Below are 22,051 nucleotides of genomic sequence, written 5' to 3'. Positions count from 1 at the left end.
ATGAACGCAGGCATGGACTACCCCGGCCAGATCGCCATCGCTGAACAAGGCTGGCTCAAGGCGCACCAATGGCTGCTGCTGCGACGTCTCAGTCAGCTCGGCATTCTCGCCCTCTTTCTGGCCGGCCCGGTCGCCGGGGTCTGGATCGTGACGGGCAATCTGTCGGCGAGCATGACACTCGATGTCCTGCCGCTGACCGACCCGCTGCTGCTTACGCAATCCAGCCTCTCGGGAACCCTGCCAACCCTGAGCGGACTGATCGGCGCGCTGATCGTGCTCGCTTTCTATGCCCTGGTCGGCGGGCGGGTCTTCTGCGCCTGGGTCTGCCCGGTGAATCTGGTGACCGATCTGGCCGCCTGGACCGGTCGGTGCTTCGACATCCGCCCGAGCGGCAAGCTCTCGCGCAGCCTGCGCTACTGGCTGCTGGGCCTGATCCTGCTCTTCCCGCTGCTGACCGGCGTCATGGTCTGGGAGTTCGTCAATCCGGTTTCCATGACTCATCGCGGCCTTATCTTTGGCGGACTCTGGGGCCTGGGCTGGGCCTGGATGCTGCTGCTCTGCATTTTTCTCTATGACCTTTTGATGGTCCGGCGCGGCTGGTGCGGACACCTCTGTCCGGTGGGCGCCTTCTATGGACTGCTCGGAAGCCGGGCACTGGTGCGGGTCGCGGCGGACGGACGCGAGCGCTGCGACGACTGTATGGACTGCTTCGCCGTCTGCCCGGAACCGCAGGTCATCAAGCCCGCGCTGAAAGGCGCAGCCAAGGGTCTCGGACCGCTGATCGGCGACATCCACTGCACCAACTGCGGTCGCTGTATCGATGTGTGCAGCAAGGACGTGTTTCGCTTCACGCTCGGGAGAGGAAGGCCGCCGCCGGACCGGGAGGGAACGCCACCGCTCATGCGCCTGAATCCAAGGATCCCGTTATTCGATCCATCACCACCAGCCAACCGACCCGGCGGGAGAGAAGAATGAACAGACGAGTTGCAATCCTGCTATGCGGATTCGCCGCCGCCGGTCTGGCGCCCGCGGCGCTGGCCGAGGAGATCGAGTCGCTGCGCGGTCACGCGGTGACGGATCCCTCCGACGCCTCGCCGAACAAGCCGACACTGGCGGTGCCCGGCGGATTCGTTGTGGGTTGGGAAGCGCAGCCGCCGTTGATCCCGCATCCGATCGACAAATACAGTATCGATCTGCGTCAGAACGGCTGTCTCAAGTGCCACAGCCCGGATACCTTCGAGACCGCCAAGGCGCCCAAGATCGCCGACAGCCATTTTTACGACCGTGACGGCAACAAGCTCGACGGCCTCGCGCCACGCCGCTATTTCTGTACGCAATGCCATGCCCCCCAGGCGGGCGCCATGCCGCTGGTCGAGAATGTCTTTGGAGACCGTTAAACCGTCTCGCGAGACCTTCTGACCGACCCTCGAACGACCCAGGAGGACACCATGCCGGACCATCGTCAGACTTCAGCACCCAAGACCCGCGCCCGCCGAGCGACCTGGCTCATCCTGCTGGTTGGCATTGGGATCGGCATCCTCTTCTGGGGCGGTTTCAATACCGCGATGGAAGCGACCAATACCGAGCCGTTCTGCATCTCTTGCCATGAGATGAAAGTCAATGTCTACCAGGAATACACCGACACCATCCACTACGCCAACCGCACCGGGGTACGCGCCACCTGTCCGGACTGTCATGTCCCGAAGGATTGGGTGCATAAGATCGCGCGCAAGATCCAGGCGAGCAACGAGCTGTATCACCATTTTCTGGGGGCGCTGGACACGCCCGAGAAGTTCGAGGCCAAACGCTTCGAGCTGGCCCAAAATGTCTGGCGCACGATGAAACGAACCGATTCGCGCGAGTGCCGCAACTGCCACGATTTCGAGTCCATGGACTATACGAAACAGGAATCGCGCAGTTCCCAGGCACACCAGGACGCGGAGGACGCCGGACTAACCTGCATCGACTGTCACAAAGGCATCGCGCATAGTTTGCCGATGGAATACGACCCCGAAAAAGACGCGCCAGGCAAGAGCATTTTCTACTCCGAAGCCGTTCGTGGTGATGCACTCGCCGCCTCGCCCGAAGCCGTTCGTGGTGAGGCACTCGAACCATGAACGGCTTCAGACGCCTTCGACAAGGCTCTCCTGAGCGAAACCGAAGGGCTCAGGACGAATGGGAAAATCCTTCGCTGTCCGCCTGATTCGTCTGGGTTTTTCGCTGCATCAAGCCATACTGAGAATTGCTCCCTGCCATTCCAATGGCCGGAGACAGGCCCGAAGGCTCTGCTATCATGCCCTGCTTTGAATCACCCACTCTGGAGGACAAACCGGAATGAATCAGGATGCGATGAAAAAGCAGGCCGCCGAGGCCGCGCTGGCGTATGTCGAAGGCGGCGTGGTCGGTGTCGGCACCGGCTCCACCGTGAATCACTTTATCGATGCGCTCGCGACCATCAAGGGACGCATCGAAGGGGCGGTTTCCAGCTCCGAAGCGTCCACCGAGCGTCTCAAGGGACATGGAATTCCGGTCCTCGACCTGAACAGCGCGGGCGAACTGTCGATCTATGTCGACGGCGCGGACGAGTCCAATGAACGACTGCAACTCATCAAGGGCGGCGGCGGCGCGCTGACGCGGGAGAAGATCGTGGCTGCGGCGAGCCGGCAATTCGTCTGCATTGCCGACGAAAGCAAGCTGGTGAAGGTGCTCGGCCGTTTCCCGCTGCCGGTGGAGGTCATCCCAATGGCGCGCAGTTATGTGGCGCGCGAGTTGGTTCGGCTGGGCGGAACACCGATCTGGCGCGAGGGTTTCGTGACCGATAACGGCAATCTGATCCTGGATGTACAGCACCTGGAGATCGCCGATCCGTTGCAATTTGAACAGCGGATCAACAATCTGGCGGGCGTGGTCACGGTCGGTATCTTTGCGCTGAGGCCCGCCGATGTGCTGATCCTGGGAACGCCGAACGGCGCGAAAACCATCAAGGCCGCTGATTTCAGCGGTTAACGCAGACAAAAAAACGGGGCCAGAAGGCCCCGTTTTCATCGCATCCAGGCGATTCTCTGACCAAGAATGGTTCAGGACAGCATTAGAAGCTGTGCATCATCCCCAGGGAGAAACCGCTCCAGTTGGAACCTGCGCTGATGTTTTCCAGGTCGCTGTCGACATCGGTATACAAAGCATAAGCCGTGGTGCGCTTGCTGAACTTGTAGTCGTAGCCGACCGACCAGGTAGCGACGTCATAATCCAGCGACTTGGTGCGGTTTTCCAGGAACACTGGGCCACCGTTGATCGAGACATAATCGGCACCCATCACGACGTCGTCGGCCGAGTAATCAGCCTGTCCGTACATGGCCTTGACCATGCTGTTCCCGAATGCGTAGCCAGCCTGGATCTGCCAGAGATCGGCATCGTTGGCAGCGCCTGGAATGCTCCAGTTCGTCGCCGGATTGGTGGGATCCGTGTAAGCGGCGAAGCGGTCGTTGTTGAATTGATCCTGGTTTTCGTAGATCGCGGTCAGGCTGAAGCCGTTCCAATCGAGGAGACCCAGGCCAATACGCCAGGATTGCGCATCGCCATCCTGGAAGTTACAGGTCGAGGTGTAGGCACCGGTCACCGGGTTCACCACGGTGTTCACCGGGCAATTGTTGCCGGCAAGAGCGGTCGCCTGGTTGTTGAAGTGCTCGCTGTTCAGATTTTCGAAGGCCGCGGAGGCGTAGAAGGGGCCGTTGCTGTAGATGGCCGCGATCGAGTAAGTGTCGGCAATGCTGTCTTCTTCGAGGTTCAGACCATTGCCGCCACCGGTGGCGCCGCCGGACGGAACGAATGCAGCCGCCAACTGGAAGCCGCTCCAGCTTGGGCTGATATAGGCAACCACGTTATCGGCGCGCAGATCGCGGAAGCCAACGGTGCCATTGTAGTCAGCCATGGTATCGGAGAAGAGATCCAGCTTGCCGGTGGAGATCTTCATCGGGGTGTCATGACGACCCATCAGGAAGGTACCCCAGTCGCCGGCCAAGCCCGCGAAGGTGTTGCGATAGGTAATAGAGTCGCTGTTACTGAGAACGTTGTTGTTGGTGTCGTTCAGATTGACGCCGAACTCGATCTGATAAATGGCCTTAAGACCGTTACCAAGATCTTCCGAGCCCTTGAAGCCCAAACGGCTGGCGCGGCCTTCACCTGGGATGTAACCGTTGCTGGACATGCCCCAACCCTTGAAATCTTCGCCATCGGCGGTTTTCACGAGCGTGGGGTTGCCGTTGACGTCGAGGATCACCGCGTTATTTGCGTCACGCGCGAAGCCGTAAGTAGGCAGTACAACGTTTGATACATCCGCATAGTCGAGAGAGACGTGAACCTTGCCATAGACAATGGCTTCGGCCGATGCGGTGGTAGGAGCGATGGCGGGCGCGGCCAGTGCGGCGGCGACTGCCAGGGTAAGAAGATTCTTGTTCATGCTGTTCTCCGCTGTTGTGAATTTGTCAGACTAGACTGCTAAAGTCGTGGGCAATCATGCTTTGCGGGTTGAACTATAGTGGAGCGCATCGCGATTTGCAACAGTTTCGGCGGAAAAAAGACACACCCTTAACTTATGTCGCATTTTCACACCAATCGGATAATCAAAAGGCTATGCAAAATTCCCGCGCATTAGAGCAACGCTGCCGAAAACCCCTTCAGACAAATCGACCCGAATACGGGCTCCGAAATCGCTTTGGCAATAAGTATACAGGGACACCGAAACATCAGCAGGAACTGAATGCCTGATTTACCCACTTAGATGGTGAGGATTTCAACCACATTGAAAGGTCAGTTTTCGCTTCACTCTGGATCGCCAGGCCAGCATGCGGTAAGGATTGGCGCCATGTCTCGCATGGCATACAGCACGAGATATTTGCAAACGCAATACATATCGAAAAGATTATCTTAATGATAAGAAATTCATAATATATTTATGCTAAATTTACCTGTAATCTGCCTGGAAATTCATCGCGAGGGCAGTCCCGCCGAGTAAACCTGGTTTATCCCGGCTCCGCCCTCGCCACGGGCATCGACGCCCATCACAACCCAGAAGAGACCTGCCAATGGCACTTGACCAGTCCGCGCGTTACTCCGACCTGAGCCTCACCGAAGCCGACCTGATCGCGGGCGGCAAGCACATCCTCGTGGCCTATAAGATGAAGCCCAAGGGCGGCATCGGCTATCTGGAGGCCGCCGCTCACTTCGCGGCCGAGTCCTCCACCGGCACCAATGTCGAGGTCTCCACCACCGACGACTTCACCAAGGGCGTCGACGCGCTGGTCTATTACATCGACGAGGCGAACGAGGACATGCGGATCGCCTATCCGCTCGACCTCTTCGACCGCAACATGACCGACGGTCGCATGATGATCGTATCCTTCCTGACCCTGGTCATCGGCAACAATCAGGGCATGGGCGACATCGAATACGGTCAGATGATCGACTTCCATATGCCGGATCGCGCCATCCAGTTGTTCGACGGGCCGTCCAAGGACATCTCCGACCTGTGGCGCATCCTCGGTCGTCCGATCAAGGACGGCGGCTACATCGCCGGCACCATCATCAAGCCCAAACTCGGCCTGCGTCCCGAACCCTTCGCGCACGCCGCGTATCAGTTCTGGCTCGGCGGCGACTTCATCAAGAACGACGAGCCCCAAGGCAATCAGACCTTCTGCCCTTCCAAGAAGGTCATCCCGCTGGTCTATGACTCGCTCAAGCGCGCGCAGGACGAAACCGGCCAGGCCAAGCTGTTCTCGGCCAACATCACCGCCGACGACCACTACGAGATGTGCGCCCGCGCGGACTTCATCCTGGAGACCTTCGGACCCGACGCGGACAAGGTGGCCTTCCTGGTCGACGGCTTCGTCGGCGGTCCCGGCATGATCACCACCGCCCGTCGTCAGTATCCGAACCAGTATCTGCACTATCACCGCGCCGGCCACGGCATGATCACCTCGCCGTCCGCCAACCGCGGCTATACCGCCTTCGTGCTGGCCAAGATCTCCCGTCTTCAGGGCGCCTCCGGTATCCATGTCGGCACCATGGGCTACGGCAAGATGGAAGGCGGCGCGGACGACAAGATCATCGCCTACATGATCGAGCGCGACGAGTGTCAGGGTCCGGTCTACTACCAGAAGTGGCACGGCATGAAGCCCACCACCCCGATCATCTCCGGCGGCATGAACGCACTACGCCTGCCCGGTTTCTTCGCGAACCTGGGCCACGGCAACGTGATCAACACCGCTGGCGGCGGCTCCTACGGCCACATCGACTCCCCGGCGGCCGGCGCGATCTCGCTACGTCAGTCCTACGAGTGCTGGAAGGCCGGTGCCGATCCGATCGAGTTCGCCAAGGAGCACAAGGAATTCGCGCGCGCCTTCGCGTCCTTCCCGCTCGACGCCGACAAGCTCTTCCCCGGTTGGCGCGACAAGCTCGGCGCGGCGGCCGAGCACAAGTAAGCCGTCTGGTTCTCCGAGCCTGATCCGGTGAATAAGCGCCCCCGCCCAGCGGGGGCTTTTTGCGCTAGGATTCAGGTCCGCACAGCGGACCCTACGCAACCCCAATACCTCGTCCGTAGGGTCCGCTGCGCGGACCGCACTCCAGTATGATCCGCGCATGCGCGCTGTGAAACGTCAGGCAACCCATTCCCCCGCATCCCCCGCGAGCGACTATGAACATCGACACCGAGCAGTACCAGGTCAAACAGGAGCCCTTTTACCAGCCCCAGGGCAACGAGATCGCACTCTACGAGGCCGCCTACCAGCGCCGCCTGCCAGTGATGGTCAAGGGGCCGACCGGTTGTGGGAAATCCCGTTTCATCGAATACATGGCCTGGCGTCTGGGCAAGCCGCTGATCACCGTCGCCTGCAACGAAGACATGACCGCCTCGGATCTGGTCGGGCGCTATCTGCTGGACGCCACCGGCACGCGCTGGCTGGACGGCCCGCTCACCGTGGCCGCCCGCATCGGCGCCATCTGCTATCTGGACGAGGTCGTCGAGGCCCGTCAGGACACCACCGTGGTCATCCACCCGCTGACCGACCATCGGCGCAGCCTGCCGCTCGACAAGAAGGGCGAGGTCGTCACCGCGCACCCGGATTTCCAGCTCGTGATCTCCTACAATCCGGGTTACCAATCCCTGATGAAGGACTTGAAGCAGTCCACCAAGCAGCGCTTCTCCGCCCTCGTCTTCGACTATCCGCCGGCCGACCTGGAAACCCGGATCGTCGCCACCGAAACCGGCATCGACCCGGAATTGGCCGCCGCGCTGGTCAAGATCGCCGCCGCCGCCCGTAACCTCAAGGGCCACGGACTCGACGAGGGCATCTCCACCCGGCTGTTGGTCTATGCCGCCAACCTGATGGACGAGGGCATCGCGCCGCGCGAGGCCAGCCGCATGGCGCTCGTCGACCCGATCACCGACGACGAGGATATTCGCTCCACGCTGCACCATGCGATCGATGCGGTGTTTCCGTCGCACTGAAATAGGTGCCTGGTCATGAACCCGCGTGTGACAGACGTTCAACCCAACAACGACTATTCTCTTAATCTACGCTTTGCGAACGGCGAAATTCGCGTGTTCGACGTGTTGCCATATCTTGAGAAAGGATTGTTCCAGCAACTCAAGGATCGTGGCGTATTCAATTCGGTAAGACCGTTCCTTGGGAGTATTCAATGGAGCAACGGACTCGATCTTTGTCCGGATACTTTGTATTTGGACAGCGTCCCCTTGACGTCCGTCGCATCCGGCAAACCGCAAACGGGTCTTGGTGAGGCCGCTTAGCGAGGTGATTTTCATACCCGAGTTCGCGAAATAAGCGTCAGGGTTCGATTGATAAGCAGCAGCCGGCCAAGTACCTCGCGGTCTTGCCCGACCAACCATAGCCCCGCCGGAGCCGCCATGCCCGTCCCAGCACCGCTTTCGCCCGACATCCTGGCCCCGCTGCGCCAACAACTGCGCTGCAACTTCCCTCAACTCGACCAGGTCTTCCCCGACTGCATGACCGAGGCCCGGATCCTGTTGAGCGAGACCGGGATCCATGACTATCTGGAAGGCGCCTCGCTGATCTGCCGCATCGGGCGCGGTTTCGAGCCGGTGCTGGTCTATCTGGAAGAGATGCCCCGAGTCGCCGCCGATCTGGGGGAAGAGACCCTGGCGCTAGTCTCCCAGACGGTCTGGAAGCTCTCGCGCAGTCCCAACGGCAAGGCCATTCTGCCCTTTCTGCAGAGCATCGCCGAGGCGTCGCGTCGCCTCGCCAGCGCCGAGCTGCTGACCCGCTATACCGCGATGATTCTGGACTTCATGGAGCGCACCACCGGCTCCATCCATGGCTTCCACACCACCATCCCGAGCCCGAGCCTCCCGGACCTGCTGGAACGGATCCCCTACCTCCTGAGCCAGCTCACCTGCCATGGCCTGCGCAACTGGCTCGACTATGGCCTGCGTCACTATGCCGATCATCCCGACCGCCAACGCGACTATTTCAGTCTGCAATCGGCGGATAGCCGGGCGGTCCTTCAGCGCGAGCGTCACGGTGTTCTGTTCGTCGATCACGAGCGCCAGCTCGATCTGTATCTGCGTGCCCTGTGGCGGGAGCGCCAGACCTTCGTCCCCTATTCCGACGCCTTCGACGAACCGCGCAAGCCCCTGCCCTACTTCGACGCCCTCGGGGTGCGGATTCCGGACTGCTACGACGACCGCGACGGGGTCGCCGGGATCGATCGCTACCGCGCCCTGCTGGCCCATGTCGCCGCCCATCTGCGCTGGAGCGGCTCGCTCGTCGCGGATAATCTCAGCCCCTTCCAGCGCCTCGCGGTCGAGACCTTCGAGGATTGCCGGGTCGACTCCCTGGCGCTGCGCGAATACCCCGGACTGCGCCGGATCCTCCTGGCTCTGCACCCCACGCCGGCGGAGGACGCCTGCGACCCGGAGCGCGAATCCTGCATCCGCCATCGTCTCGCGATGTTCTCCCGCGCCGTCCTTGACCCGGACCACGGCTACCGCGACCCGAACCTGCTCGATTTCGTCGCCCGTTTTCACGCCGAACTGGCCGAGGGTCCGTCCAGCACCCAGGCCATCGCGGACCTTGCCATCGCCTACATCGCCCGCACCCGCCGCCAGCAGGATCTATCCTCCAACGTCTACTTCACGGATACCGAGGTCGACTACCGCGACGATAACCGCCACCTTTGGCGCTACATCGAACAGGGCGACGAGGAGGAAGCCTTCGAGGAACGCAAGCCGCGTCAGGCCGACGAGGTCGAAACCCTGCCGCCCCGCCACTACCCGGAGTGGGACTACCAGAGCAAGACCTATCGCCCGGACTGGGTCAGCCTCTACGAGGGCCTGCATCCCAGCGGCGACCCCGCCCACATCGACGCCCTGCTCGACAAGCACCGGATGCTGGCCAAGCGCCTGAAGCAGATTCTCGACCTGCTCAAGCCTCAGCAGTACGTGCGTCTGCGTTATCAGGAAGAAGGCTGCGAGCTGGATCTGGATGTCGCCATCCGTTCGCTCATCGACTTTCGCGGCGGGGCCACCCCGGACCCGCGCATCAACATGAGTCACCGACACGACGGGCGCGACATCGCCGTCATGCTCCTGCTCGATCTCTCGCAGTCGCTCAATCAAATCCCGGACGGATGCAGCCAAAGCATCCTGGAACTCAGTCAGGAGGCCGTCGCCCTGCTCGGCTGGGCCATCGATCATCTGGGCGACGAGTTCGCCATCGCCGGCTTCTCGTCGAACACCCGTCACGAAGTTCGCTATCAACATATCAAGGGGTATGGCGAGGGCTGGGACGATCAGGTCAAGGGTCGTCTCGCCGCGATGGAAGCCGGTTATTCCACCCGCATGGGCGCCGCCCTGCGTCACGCGGCCCATTATCTGGAAGCTCGCCAGGCAGAGAAAAAGCTGCTGCTGATTCTCACCGACGGCCAGCCTCACGACATCGATGTGGACGACGAGCGGCTGCTGATCGAGGACACCCACAAGGCGGTTCAGGAACTCGACCAGCAGGGGATCTATACCTACTGCATCAACCTCGACAGTCACGCCGACGAATATGTCCGCGACTGCTTCGGCAACCGCTTCACCGTCATCGATCGGGTCGAGCGGCTCCCGGAAAAGCTCCCCCAGCTTTTCATGGCCCTGACCAAATAATGACGCGGCAACAGCGCTTGGCGGGATGACATGGGCCGTCGCGGCGAACACAGCAAAGAGGAACTCGCGGCTCTTGCCCTGGAGGCGGCCGTGGCCATGCTGGAGGAAGAAGGGCCAACGACCCTGACGACCCGCGCCGTCGCGGGTCGGATCGGTTACACGGTCGGCAGCCTATATTTTCTCTTCCGCAACCGCGACGATCTAATCCTGCGGATCAACGAACGCACGCTCGATGAGTTACGCGCCGGGATCGAGATGGCCGTGGCGGACTGTCGCGAACCGCGCAAGGCCATTCTTGGCATGGGACGCGCTTATCTCACCTTCGCGACCGCGCATCCGGTCCGCTGGCGGCTGATCTTCGAGCATGTCCTGCCCGCGGACGCGGAGGTTCCGGCTGGCCTGCTCGCGAAGATCGAGGATTTTTTCACGCGGGTGGCCGGCTATCTTTCCGCCCTGGCGCCCGAACGCGATCCGCTTGCCGTGCGCCGGTCCGCTCAGGCGCTCTGGAGCGGCGTGCATGGCATTACCGTGCTGGCGATCACCGACAAGCTCGTCCTGGGCGGCGACACCGCCGCCGAGGCGCTGACCGAGGATCTGATCGGACGCTATCTGGACGGGCTGGGCGCCCGTTGAAGCTAGGGAGAGGCTAAACCGCGTCCAGTGCGGTATGCGATGTTTTTGGATTGGATTAACCTTGGCCGCATCGACGATCGTCGGAGCAGACGCGGTTTAAGATATTAAAAATATAAAATTTTAAACCGCGTCTCTCGTGAGGCTGGTGAAATCCCCAGAGTCAAACACAAACTGAAAATTACGCATGTCGCGCTGGACGCGGTTTAACAGGATGCTTTTTTCGGCTTTCCGCAAAAAATACGCGATCCTTGGGGGATAATAACCGGTTTTCCGCGGCGCGCTGGAGCCGAAGCCAACCCATGATGTTCAATGACGCCATCGACATCCACGACCCCCGGCAACTGGACAACCTGTCCGAGGAGCAACTGGACCGTCTGCCCTGCGGGGCGATCCGCGTCGATGCCGAGGGCGTCATCCTATTTTACAGCCGCTCCCAGGCGGCGATCACGAATCGCACGCCCGAGGCGGTGATCGGGCGCAACTTCTTCTCCGACGTGGCGCCCTGCACTGTCGTACCCGAGTTCTATGGACGTTTCCGCCGGGGCGTCCTGACCGGCCAATTGAACACCGCCTTCGAATTTGTCTTCGATTTTCAGATGCATCCGATTCAGGTCCGCATTTCAATGCGCGCCTCGCACCGCCCCGGCGAATTCTGGATCCTCATCGAACCGCTGCGCCAGCTGCCGCCGCGCAACGAACAGGTCGCCCATGACCTGATCTCCGGCAAATTCTGCGAAACGCTGGCGGCGTTGTCGGCGGCCTCCTTCGACTTTTCCCAATGCGACGCGGAACCGATCGCCACCTGCGGCGCCATCCAACCCTTCGGCTGTCTGCTGACGATCGATCCCGCGACGCTGCGCATCGATGCCTGTAGCGCCAATACGGCCATGTATCTGGGGCTGGAGCCCGAGACCCTGCTTGGCGAGCCGCTAACCCTGGCCTTGCCGGACAGCGATGCCGAGCGACTCGCCTGCCTGGGCGCGGGCGAGGATTCCGCCCTCTTTTGTCCCTCTTTTTTTCGCGCGAAGGCGCCGGTCGGCGAGCTGCCGCTCGATGTCCGCGTGCACCGCTGGCGTGGCCGTCTGCTGCTGGAGATCGAGCCCCATGGCGAGATGGCGATGGATGCGCGGCTGCGCGGCTTCGATCTCGCCGCCTTCCAGCGGCGGCTGCGCGGCTGCGACAGCGCCACCAGGATTTGCCAGGAGGCCGTCGAGATTTTCCGCTATCTGACCGGGTTCGAGCGCGTGGTCGCCTACCGCTTCGAACCCGAGGACGACGGGATCGTGATCGCCGAGAGCCTGCTGCCGGGCGCCTGGCCTTCGATCCTGGGTCTGCGCTATCCGGCAACCGATATTCCGCGTCAGGCGCGCGCGCTCTATCGGGAGACGCCGCTGCGCTACGCGCCCAGCCGCGATCACTCCGACGTGCCGCTCTTGAGCAAAACCCTGGCCCCCGGCGCCATCGATATCGGTGTCGCCCATCTGCGCGCGCAGTCGCCGATTCACCGCAACTATCTGAAACGCTTCGACGTGAACGGCTCCATGTCGCTGTCGATCCTGCATGATGAGCGGCTCTGGGGACTGATCATCTTTCATCATCGCGCCCCGCATCCAGTGACATCCACAACGCGGCGCGGACTGATCGAACTGAGCGGCTGTCTGTCCGCGCGGCTGGGTCTGGTCGAGGAGCGCGAGCGCAATCGCGCCAGCGAACTGGGAATGGCGGAGGTCAACGGCATCGTCGGCGAGATCGACATCGAGCAGCCCTTTCCGGAGAGTTTCATCGGCAAGGAACAACTGTTGTGCGAGTTGGTCGGCGCGGACATGGTCCAGATCTACCATCACGGTCAACCGCTCTTTCTGGGTCAGGATTGCAACATCCCGAACGGCCACATCCAGAATCTGCTCGATTTTCTGCGGACACGTCCCGGACCGCTCTGGAGCACCGACTGTCTCTCCGGCGAATTCGAGCCGGCGGCGGCCTATCCGGATCGGCTCGCCGGCGTCATGGCGATCTTCGTCGACGACCGGCACGACGACATCCTGCTGTTCGGACGCCGACGGGTCAAATACACCGTCAACTGGGGCGCCGATCCGGCCTCGCTGCCATTCGCCGCCAGCGATGGCGAGCGTCCCTTCGGCTGGTCGAACCGAACCTTTCAGGTCTGGAAGGAAGAACGCACCCATCATGCGCGCCCCTGGTCGCGGGTCGCGCTGGCCGCCGGACTGGCGCTGAAGAATCTGATCCAGCAGGTGATCGTCGCCAATGCCGCGCATTTCGAGCGCCTCGCCCAGTCGCTGGCGCGTCAGCGCGATCAATTGCGCCAGTCGCGCGAGGAGATGCGTCATCGCGCCCTGCATGACTCGCTGACCGGACTGCCGAATCGGGCGCGCTTCCGCGAGGCGTTGGCCGAGTCGATCGAGACCAGCCAGCGCGATGGCCACTATTTTTCGGTCGCGCTCCTGGATATCGATCATTTCAAGACCATCAACGACACCCTCGGTCACGACAAGGGCGATCTCCTGCTACGCGCTCTGGCCGAGCGCATCCGCGAATCGCTGCCCGGCGACGGATTGGCCGCGCGACTCGGCGGCGACGAATTCGTGCTGATGCTGCCGCAACCGGCGGGCGAGGATCCGCTCGCGCGCATGGAGCGGATGATCGAATCGCTGCGCCAGACCATTCTGATCGAGGGGGACAGTTTCTCCATCACCTGTTCGCTGGGACTGGCCATCGGCGGCGCCGACTCCGAGCCCGGCGAACTGCTCAAGCAGGCCGATCTGGCGCTCTATCGCGCCAAGGCGGATGGCCGCAACTGCGCCCGCCCCTTCGATCGCAAGCTGGAAACGCAGGCGCTCAAACGCCTGGAAATCGACCGCGCGGTACTGGGCCGCTCGCCCATGGACGCCATCGAAATCCTGCTTCAGCCACAGATCGCCATCGGCGCCAGCGACCGGCAGCGGCGCTTCGAGGTCTTGGCGCGCTGGCGTGACGAGGATGGCGCGATCATCATGCCGAGCGATTTCATCCCGGCGGCCGAACGCAACGGTTTGATTGGCTCCGTGACCGCCGCGGTTTTGCGCCAGTCCATCCGACTCCTGCGCGAGCAGCTCGAACGCGACGACGAGGGCGTGCGGCTCGGCATCAATGTCTCCGCCGCCGACCTGGAGGCGCGCGGCTTCGCGCGCCGGCTGCTCGAAGACCTGCACGCCGCCGATGTGCCGCCGGATCTGATCGAGATCGAGATCACCGAATCCCTGTTGCTGCGCATGACGCCGAGCGTGAAGACCTCGCTGAACATCCTGGACCGTGGCGGCGTCACGCTCTCGCTGGACGATTTCGGCACCGGCTTCAGTTCCATGGTCTATCTGCGCGAGCTGCCGATCTCGAATCTCAAGATCGACCGCGGATTCATTCGCGGCATCGAGGCCCCCCGCGACCGCAATCTGGTCGCCGGCATGATCGCCATGGCCCATTCCATCGGCAAGGAGGTCATCGCCGAGGGCATCGAAACCCCGCGGCAACTCGAACTGCTCAAGGAACTCGGGTGCGATTGGGGGCAGGGTTATCTCTGGTCGCGCCCAGTGCCCCCGGAGGAGGCTTTACAGCAGAAAGGCGGATGGACAGACGGTAGTGGGCAGGCGATTTCCGGAGCAGGACAAATGTAGTTTCGCGACCGGAAAACTCGGCGAGCCCGGAAGGCTCACAAGCCTGTCGGAGGCGGCCCTTCATCCGACTCCCGCCGCTCGGCCTTGATCGCGCCGATCCGCGCGGCTCGAATCCGTTCCGGAATCAGCCGCGGCTCGCGCGTCGCCAGCGCGATGGCGCCGACATCCACCCCGGCGACGACCTCAAGCAGCCGGCGCAGCCGCTCGCCTTGCGGATACGGGCGTTCCTCGTAGCCAGTTCGGCCCCGATAATCGGCCTCGCAGGCGATCAACATTTGATGGAAACGCGCCGGTCGGCGGAGGGCGTCAGCGCCTTCGAGCAGATCCAGAATCGTCCCCGCGCGCAGTTCGTCGACCTTATGGACCAGACCATGATCGCGGGCGGTGATGCGCGCCAGCTCGCGACAGCGGTTGGGGATCTTGAAACGGTCGCACAGGACGTCCACTAGCGCCGCACCGCGCGCCTCATGCCCCCGGTGACTGGGCAGGATGTCCGGCGGCGTCGTGCCCTTGCCCAGATCATGACAGAGCGCGGCGAAGCGGATTTCCAGATCCGGCGACAGACGCGCGGCCATGTCGAGCACCAGCATGACATGCACGCCGGTATCGATCTCGGGATGCCATTGGATGGGCTGGGGCACGCCCCACAGACGATCCAGCTCCGGCAGCAGCCGCGCCAGCGCCCCGCAGTCGCGCAGCACCTCGAAGAAGCGCGACGGACGTGCCTCCCCCAGCGCGCGCGACAGTTCCTGCCACACCCGCTCGGGCACCAGCGCATCCACCTCGCCAGCGTCCACCATCGCCCGCATCAGTTCGCGGGTCTCGTCCGCGACCCGAAAGCCGAGACCGGCAAAGCGCGCGGCGAAACGGGCGACCCGCAGGATGCGCACCGGATCCTCGACGAAGGCCGGCGAGACGTGCCGCAACCGCCGCGCGTTGAGATCGGCCAGTCCACCATAGGGATCGACGATTTCACCCGATGCGTGTTGCGCTAGGGCATTGATCGTCAAGTCGCGGCGCAGCAGATCCTGTTCCAGCGTGACGCTCGGGTCGGCATGCACGGCGAACCCATGGTAGCCCGGCGCCGTCTTGCGCTCGGTACGCGCCAAGGCGTATTCGTCCTTGGTTTCGGGATGCAGGAAGACTGGAAAATCCTTCCCAACCTGCTGAAAGCCCCGCTGGAGCAGATCGCCCACAGTCGCTCCGACGACGACGAAATCGCGTTCCGTCACGGTGAGTCCCAGCAGGCGATCACGCACGGCGCCGCCAACCAGATAAGTGTTCAAGCCCTGCGTGGCAATCATGAGGCGTTTCCAGCCGTCACCAGAGGCGGCGGACCCACAGTGCCGCCAGTCGGACGGTCGGTCGCCAGATTGGCGGTGATTTCAATCGACTCGTCCACGCTCGTCTCCGCTTTCCAATGGTCCGGGGATTATATCCAATGCCGGGTTGCGGTTAGAATGAACGCATGACTTGACTCATTCATCAAGGGACAAAACAGATGCGGTTTTTCGGCTACCTGATTCTCTTCGCGCTGATCGGCTACGCTCTCTGGCCCTATTACACGGTGTATCGGCTCGACGCCGCCATCAACCAACAGGATGCCAGTCAGCTTGCCGAACTAGTGGATTTGCAGGCCATTCGCGCCAACTACAAAAAGCGGGTGGCCTCTGGCGCCGATGCGATCTTTCCCTCTGGCGACCCCGACAGCGTCATGAACTGGATCCGCCAGAATCTTGAGCGTCTGGGCGATGCGGCCCTGGATCAAGCGGTCACGCTCCCCTGGGTGCATAAAACCCTGCGCGACGCGGTCACCCGTGCGACGGGACAGAGTCCGCCCTATCTGCTGGCCGGAATCGGCTTCGCCTTCTTCGAGTCCTATCACCGCTTTTTGATCCGCATCGGCGACCTGGGCCAGGGTCCGACCCATTTGCGGCTCTCGCTGGTGGACGGCCATTGGAAGATCACGGATATCGTGCCTTAAATCGGCAACCAGTCGTCATCGTCGAGCACAAAACAACCGGCCGATTCCTCGACCGCCCAACGAATGGCAGCGGCGGTGACCTGACCGATTCCTTACGATTTGCGCGAGTTCGCCGGGAGCGGCGGTCACGACCGCCTCGATACTGCCAAAGCGCTCCAACAAACGCTTGGCGCGACTGGGACCGATGCCGGGAAGCCCCTGCAGGATATGATGCTGCAATCTCGTCTTGCCATGAACGCGGCGGCCTTTGCGCGGATAGGCGCCGGTCGCGAATCGGCGCCCCTGGCGGACCGCGTACAACATGAGTCGGGCGGTCTCCGACGAATCCATGGCGCGCAAGAGCGGAATCCCAAGAAACAGGGTCAAACTGACCAATGCGCCCTGGATCGCTTCGCGCCGCATCCGACTGCCAGCCAGACCCTTCGAGGTGCCTTCCAGAATCAAGGCGGTCTGTAGAGGTGATCCGGCGAGCTTCAATCCTTGCGAAAAAAGCCGCCCATCCTGGATGGAGAGCGTGAGATCGATCAACGTTTTACGCTCGAACAGAAAGCGGTCGTCGATGAGATAGTCGCCAACCGGCAGGCGCCGAACCTGTACATCCACGCCAGTCTGCATCTTCAGCACGTCCAGGACAGCGCTTCGGGACTCCCGGTCGTCGACCTGAACGCTGATCGTCGATTGCTTGTCCACTTGCTCCATCCTGGCTCCATCCTCGTCGTTTACCTTCCCGATTCCTTTCAGAACGAGGAAGGCAGACAGTGGACGCATCCGGGCACGGTTGACACGAAACCGCGCTCGTTGGGGTTTACATTGCAACGCCCAGGGATTGGTGAATCTGCCGCACCACGACTGGGGCAAGCCCGGTCTTTTCGGCGAACTGACGAAGATAGTCCCGCTCCTGCGGGGTGTCGACCTCGACGGCTAGCAAAGAGGCAGCATACACCTCCGCCGCGACCGCCGGATCTGGGATTTCAGCGGCGAAGGCATCCAGATTCAGCGGTTGAAGCAATTCGGCCATCAACCACTCCTGCCCCTGAGCACCGATGCCCGCGTCCGCAGCCTTGCCAACGATTCGCTGAATCTCCTCTGGACTGACCTGACCGTCCGACTTGGCGATATTCATCATGCCTTTCAGGATCAATTGCGCCTTTGTTTCCAGCAGTGTCTGCTCCGCCGGAGTCGCGGGAGGCTTTAGCCCCACGGGCGGTTCACCGCCTTGAGAGACAGCCAGACCAGTCTGCCCGGTATTGCTCATGGCCTTGAACGCCACGCCCGCCAGCATGGCCAGCACGCCGCCCGACAAGGCACCCTTGACGGAATCGCCACCGCCGCCCAATAGCGACCCCAGAACCGCTCCGATACCGCCGGCCTGCAGCGGGTTATCGGCGGCGGTTCCGAGACGGGTTTTTGCCTGTTCGAGAATGCCGGCAAGCAGGTCGCCGGTACCGCCCTGACCGCCGGATGCCTGTCCCAGATTGGCTTGCAGATCCTGCAGGGCATTACCGATCCGACTCTGCGCCGACTGCCCTACGTTACTTTGCAGGAGCGCCCCGAGTAAATCGCCAAAGTTGGTCATGTCGCTGTCTCCAATGGGTTATTTGAACACATCAATTTCGCGAGCAACCTGCCGATCCCTGGCGTCCAAGACAATTTTCATTCAAATCGAAGCGCATCACGTATACACGTTGGTTGTGTCAAGCGCATGACTGATGATCGCCTGATCGACTAGACGGCGTCCGGCAGGGCGATAAAGGGACCGATCGGGTCGCCGGCGGCAAGCCCCAGCAGATCATCGGCCCGACCCCGATTCACGGCGATCTCGACCAGACCGAAGGCGTTTTTATACCAAAAGGATTCGCCCGGCACGACCTGGCAAAAGGTGCGGGCGTTTCGCAAGGTTTGTTCACCGACCTGAAGCCGATGCCGTCGATCGCGCCCGCGGGCATGCAACCCGGAGATCAGATTGCCGAAGCGATCGACATAGAGAATGACGCCCCGTTCTTGCGGCCAGTCGGAGCCCACCATGGCCGATGTCTCCAGGCAGGACATCCGAAGCTCCTGACCAAGACAGAGACGCGCGGCGGCTGGCGCAATCCAGTCGCGACCATGGAAACTGGAAGACATCCGTTCCGGCCGCCAACCGATACGCCAGACCGAGACGGCGCCATCGGCCTGCTGGATCAGCGGCGCCAACAAACCGTTGTCGGGTCCGATCAACCAGTCGCCAGCGGATTCCACGGCCAGCAGCGCACGGTCACCGCCGACGCCGGGGTCGACGACACAGAGATACAAGGTGTTGCCTGGCATGTCGCGCACCAGGGCCGGAAGCAAATAGGCCGCCAGATCGGGCCGGAAGGGCGGTAAGTCATGCACGAGATCGATCAGCGGCAGTTCTGGCAGCAAAGCCCCCAATCGAGCCCGCATTTGACCCACATAGAGACCGTCGCCGAAGTCGGTGACAAGCGCGATCCGTCGAATTGCCGCTGGATTCAAGTTTCACTCCTAAGCGACCCGAGCTGCAACGCCCCCTTTAGCAAGACCGACATCACACGAAACAATCCCAAAAATTCGGATTCGGCGAACCTGAACAAGGCATAAAAAAACCGGGCGATTGCCCGGTTTTCTGATCGAGGGAATTCTCAATCGTCGTCGACATCGACCGCCGCTGATGTCATCGGACGGTCGACCAGTTCGACATAGGCCATGGGAGCCGCATCGCTGGCACGATAACCGCATTTGAGAATCCGCAGGTAACCGCCCGGACGATCCTGATACCGTGGCCCCAGTTCGACGAACAGCTTGCCGATAATTTCTTTATCGCGGAGCCGGGCGAAGGCCAGGCGGCGGGTATGAACCGAATCGGTCTTTGCCAGGGTAATCAAGGGTTCGGCGATACGCCGCAACTCCTTCGCCTTGGGCAGAGTGGTTTTGATCAGCTCATAACGAAACAGCGAAGCCGACATGTTGCGAAACATCGCCTCGCGGTGCGAGCTGGTACGGTTAAGATGCCTTCCGGCTTTGCGGTGACGCATGATCCTGATCCCGAAATGTTCTTTGTAATCGATTTTATATGCAACGAGAAACGCGACGTTGGCCGCGCCATGCTCGTTACCGAATGCTCAACTCGGCAATGTTCTCGGGCGGCCAATTCTCAAGACGCATGCCCAACGACAGGCCGCGCGTCGCGAGGACATCCTTGATCTCCGTCAGCGATTTCTTACCGAGATTCGGAGTCTTTAGAAGCTCGACCTCGGTCCGCTGAATCAAGTCGCCGATCAGATAGATGTTTTCAGCCTTCAGACAATTCGCGGAGCGCACCGTGAGCTCAAGGTCATCGACCGGACGCAGCAGAATTGGATCATAGGGCGATTCGTCACGGGCCTCGGTAACCTGAACCTCCGAGGGTCCAGTCCCCTCCAACGCGACGAAACTGGATAGCTGATCACGCAGGATCGCCGCCGAACGCTGAATCGCTTCGCGCGGGTCGATGGTCCCGTTGGTCTCCAGATCGATCACCAGACGATCCAGGTCGGTGCGCTGCTCGACGCGCGCGGACTGTATCTCGATCGCCACGCGACGGACCGGACTAAAGGAGGCATCGATCGGCAGCTTGCCGATCGGACGATCCTCGCTGACATCCAGTTCGCGCTGAGTCGTCGGCTCGTAACCAAGCCCGCGCCGCACCGTCAACGTCATACTCAGTTCGCCCGCCGACAGGTTGGCGATCACCAGACCTGGATTCGCGATTTCAGCGGTGTGATCAATGGCGATATCCGCTGCGGTCACCGGGCCGGGACCGCTCTTGCTCAACGTGAAAGTCGCCTCGTCTTTGCCTTTGAGTGAAATCGCCAACTGCTTGAGATTCAGAAGGATCTCAAGGACATCCTCCTGCACGCCAGCAATGGTCGTGTACTCATGCAGCACACCCTGAATCTCGACTTCCGTCACGGCGCATCCATCCATGGAGGACAGCAAGATGCGTCGAAGCGCGTTTCCAAGCGTGTGCCCGAAACCGCGTTCGAGCGGTTCCAGAGAGATTTTCGCATGGTTCAGGTTTCCATGAACCAACTCGACTTTTACAATGCGCGGTTTTAGAAATTCGCCAATAGCGTCATTCATTCAGTGCCTCTCAGGAAACTCCTTACTTGGAGTACAGCTCGACGATCAGCGACTCGTTGATGTCAGCCGGCAGATCCGAACGGTCTGGAACACGCTTGAAGACGCCTTTCAGGCCTTTAGTGTCAACCTCGACCCAGTCAGGAAAGCCGTACTGCTCGGCCAGCGACAACGCATTCTGGACGCGCAGTTGCTTCTTGGAAGGCTCGCGCACCTCGACCTGATCTTCCGCGCTCACCTGATAAGAAGCGACATTCACGATGCGCCCGTTGACCAGAATGCTTTTGTGACTCACCAGTTGGCGAGCCTCAGCACGGGTTGAGCCAAAGCCCATCCGAAACACCACATTGTCGAGTCGACGCTCCAAGAGTTGCAGCAGGTTTTCGCCTGTCGCACCCTTGGCTTGAGCCGCCTTCTTGTAATAATTACGAAACTGCTTTTCCAGCAAGCCATAGATTCGGCGCACTTTCTGCTTTTCGCGCAACTGCACACCATAATCGGAAAGCCGGCGCCGACGGTCGGTGGTCTGACCTGGCTGTTTTTCCAGATTGCACTTGGTATCCAAAGCGCGTGCGCGGCTCTTCAGCGATAGATCCGTACCTTCGCGCCGCGCCAGTTTGCAGGTTGGGCCTGTGTAACGTGCCATGTTTCTTCCTGTTGAACTGTCAGACGTCAGACGCGCCGCTTTTTGGGCGGACGGCAGCCGTTATGAGGGATCGGCGTCACGTCGGTGATACTCGTGATCTTGAAGCCGGCGTTATTCAGCGCTCGCACGGCGGACTCGCGTCCCGGCCCTGGTCCCTTGACATTGACATCAAGGTTGCGGAGCCCGTATTCCTTCGCCGCCTGACCTGCCTTATCCGCCGCGATCTGCGCGGCAAAAGGGGTGCTTTTGCGAGAGCCACGAAAACCGGAGCCACCGGACGTTGCCCAAGAAAGGGTATTGCCCTGGCGGTCGGTGATCGTAATAATCGTGTTATTGAAAGAGGCGTGAACGTGGGCGACCCCGTCCGCGACCTGCTTCTTGATCTTCTTTTTCGTGTTGCGAATCGGTTTAGCCATTCGTCATTATCCAGTCTTTCTGCGGCGATCAAGCGCGATTAGCGTTTGATCGGACGGCGCGGTCCCTTGCGGGTCCGAGCATTGGTACGGGTACGCTGACCACGCAGCGGCAAACCACGGCGATGACGGATACCGCGATAGCAGCCCAAATCCATCAGCCGCTTAATGCTCATGGAGACTTCGCGGCGCAGGTCGCCCTCAACCGTGAACTTGGCGACCTCATTACGCAGCCGATCAACTTCTTCTTCAGTCAGCTTCTGCATCTTGGTTTCACGCGGGATGCCTGCCGCGTCGCATATTTTGCCCGCACTCGTGCGGCCAATGCCATAAATCGCGGTCAACGCGATCACGGCATGCTTTTTGTCTGGGATGTTGACGCCGGCGATACGGGCCATATGGACGAACCCC

General features: G+C 61.3%; 21 protein-coding genes. 11 read left to right on the top strand and 10 right to left on the bottom strand.

What is annotated here, in order from left to right; all coding sequences use genetic code 11:
• From napH to rpiA, 4 genes are all read left to right on the top strand, one after another.
• Positions 1-975 (top strand): quinol dehydrogenase ferredoxin subunit NapH, encoded by a 975-nt coding sequence (napH, locus tag THIVI_RS20505; RefSeq protein WP_014780438.1) that lies wholly within the window; start codon positions 1-3, stop codon positions 973-975.
• A complete protein-coding gene (locus THIVI_RS20500; protein ID WP_014780437.1) occupies positions 972-1,397 on the top strand; it encodes a nitrate reductase cytochrome c-type subunit in 426 nt (141 codons plus the stop codon). Before napH ends, THIVI_RS20500 begins: the two co-directional genes overlap by 4 nt.
• 51 nt (positions 1,398-1,448) lie before the next feature.
• Positions 1,449-2,117, top strand: a complete 669-nt coding sequence (locus THIVI_RS20495; RefSeq protein ID WP_014780436.1) for a NapC/NirT family cytochrome c — start codon at positions 1,449-1,451, stop codon at positions 2,115-2,117.
• A gap of 217 nt (positions 2,118-2,334) precedes the next feature.
• On the top strand, positions 2,335-3,006 hold the full coding sequence (rpiA, locus tag THIVI_RS20490) for a ribose-5-phosphate isomerase RpiA (protein ID WP_014780435.1): 672 nt from the start codon (positions 2,335-2,337) through the stop codon (positions 3,004-3,006).
• 82 nt (positions 3,007-3,088) lie between these two features.
• Here the strand turns inward: rpiA and THIVI_RS20485 are convergent, their stop codons facing one another.
• Positions 3,089-4,456, bottom strand: a complete 1,368-nt coding sequence (locus THIVI_RS20485; protein ID WP_014780434.1) for a porin — start codon at positions 4,454-4,456, stop codon at positions 3,089-3,091.
• A 625-nt stretch (positions 4,457-5,081) separates the two neighbouring features.
• Between THIVI_RS20485 and THIVI_RS20480 the strand changes: the two genes are divergently transcribed.
• The 6 genes from THIVI_RS20480 (at position 5,082) to THIVI_RS20455 (ending at position 14,481) form a co-directional block, all read left to right on the top strand.
• Positions 5,082-6,476, top strand: coding sequence for a ribulose-bisphosphate carboxylase (locus tag THIVI_RS20480; RefSeq protein WP_014780433.1), 1,395 nt, complete (start codon positions 5,082-5,084; stop codon positions 6,474-6,476).
• A gap of 212 nt (positions 6,477-6,688) precedes the next feature.
• On the top strand, positions 6,689-7,501 hold the full coding sequence (locus THIVI_RS20475) for a CbbQ/NirQ/NorQ/GpvN family protein (RefSeq protein ID WP_014780432.1): 813 nt from the start codon (positions 6,689-6,691) through the stop codon (positions 7,499-7,501).
• Between the two features lie 15 nt (positions 7,502-7,516).
• A complete protein-coding gene (locus tag THIVI_RS24110; RefSeq protein WP_014780431.1) occupies positions 7,517-7,801 on the top strand; it encodes a DUF2442 domain-containing protein in 285 nt (94 codons plus the stop codon).
• Between the two features lie 117 nt (positions 7,802-7,918).
• Positions 7,919-10,180 carry a nitric oxide reductase activation protein NorD gene (locus THIVI_RS20465; protein ID WP_014780430.1) on the top strand — a complete coding sequence of 754 codons (2,262 nt, stop codon included), beginning with the start codon at positions 7,919-7,921 and terminating at the stop codon, positions 10,178-10,180.
• Between the two features lie 30 nt (positions 10,181-10,210).
• Positions 10,211-10,813 (top strand): TetR/AcrR family transcriptional regulator, encoded by a 603-nt coding sequence (locus tag THIVI_RS20460; RefSeq protein ID WP_014780429.1) that lies wholly within the window; start codon positions 10,211-10,213, stop codon positions 10,811-10,813.
• Between the two features lie 299 nt (positions 10,814-11,112).
• The gene (locus THIVI_RS20455) at positions 11,113-14,481 is read left to right on the top strand and encodes an EAL domain-containing protein (RefSeq protein ID WP_014780428.1); all 3,369 of its coding nucleotides are present in this window, start codon (positions 11,113-11,115) and stop codon (positions 14,479-14,481) included.
• A gap of 35 nt (positions 14,482-14,516) precedes the next feature.
• Here THIVI_RS20455 and THIVI_RS20450 read toward each other — a convergent pair whose 3' ends face one another.
• Entirely contained in the window at positions 14,517-15,785 is a 1,269-nt protein-coding gene (locus tag THIVI_RS20450) for a multifunctional CCA addition/repair protein (RefSeq protein WP_014780427.1), read from the bottom strand.
• 197 nt (positions 15,786-15,982) lie between these two features.
• Between THIVI_RS20450 and THIVI_RS20445 the strand changes: the two genes are divergently transcribed.
• Complete coding sequence (locus THIVI_RS20445; protein ID WP_014780426.1) at positions 15,983-16,465, top strand: DUF2939 domain-containing protein; 483 nt, start codon at positions 15,983-15,985, stop codon at positions 16,463-16,465.
• A gap of 15 nt (positions 16,466-16,480) precedes the next feature.
• Here THIVI_RS20445 and THIVI_RS20440 read toward each other — a convergent pair whose 3' ends face one another.
• The 8 genes from THIVI_RS20440 to rpsM form a co-directional block, all read right to left on the bottom strand.
• On the bottom strand, positions 16,481-17,164 hold the full coding sequence (locus THIVI_RS20440) for an ERCC4 domain-containing protein (RefSeq protein WP_014780425.1): 684 nt from the start codon (positions 17,162-17,164) through the stop codon (positions 16,481-16,483).
• Between the two features lie 106 nt (positions 17,165-17,270).
• The gene (locus tag THIVI_RS20435; protein ID WP_014780424.1) at positions 17,271-18,041 is read right to left on the bottom strand and encodes a tellurite resistance TerB family protein; all 771 of its coding nucleotides are present in this window, start codon (positions 18,039-18,041) and stop codon (positions 17,271-17,273) included.
• 149 nt (positions 18,042-18,190) lie between these two features.
• On the bottom strand, positions 18,191-18,958 hold the full coding sequence (locus tag THIVI_RS20430; RefSeq protein WP_014780423.1) for an SAM hydrolase/SAM-dependent halogenase family protein: 768 nt from the start codon (positions 18,956-18,958) through the stop codon (positions 18,191-18,193).
• Between the two features lie 146 nt (positions 18,959-19,104).
• Complete coding sequence (gene rplQ / locus THIVI_RS20425) at positions 19,105-19,497, bottom strand: 50S ribosomal protein L17 (protein ID WP_014780422.1); 393 nt, start codon at positions 19,495-19,497, stop codon at positions 19,105-19,107.
• Positions 19,498-19,573: 76 nt separating this feature from the next.
• Entirely contained in the window at positions 19,574-20,584 is a 1,011-nt protein-coding gene (locus THIVI_RS20420; protein WP_014780421.1) for a DNA-directed RNA polymerase subunit alpha, read from the bottom strand.
• A gap of 22 nt (positions 20,585-20,606) precedes the next feature.
• Positions 20,607-21,227, bottom strand: coding sequence for a 30S ribosomal protein S4 (gene rpsD / locus THIVI_RS20415; protein ID WP_014780420.1), 621 nt, complete (start codon positions 21,225-21,227; stop codon positions 20,607-20,609).
• A 26-nt stretch (positions 21,228-21,253) separates the two neighbouring features.
• The gene (gene rpsK, locus THIVI_RS20410; RefSeq protein WP_014780419.1) at positions 21,254-21,643 is read right to left on the bottom strand and encodes a 30S ribosomal protein S11; all 390 of its coding nucleotides are present in this window, start codon (positions 21,641-21,643) and stop codon (positions 21,254-21,256) included.
• A 38-nt stretch (positions 21,644-21,681) separates the two neighbouring features.
• A complete protein-coding gene (gene rpsM, locus THIVI_RS20405; RefSeq protein ID WP_014780418.1) occupies positions 21,682-22,038 on the bottom strand; it encodes a 30S ribosomal protein S13 in 357 nt (118 codons plus the stop codon).
• Between the last annotated feature and the right edge of the window lie 13 nt (positions 22,039-22,051).

Source organism: Thiocystis violascens DSM 198 (assembly GCF_000227745.2).
GTDB classification, from domain to species: Bacteria; Pseudomonadota; Gammaproteobacteria; order Chromatiales; family Chromatiaceae; genus Chromatium; species Chromatium violascens.
Note: the sequence above shows the minus strand (reverse complement) of the source record. Positions and strands in the feature narration are given on the sequence as shown.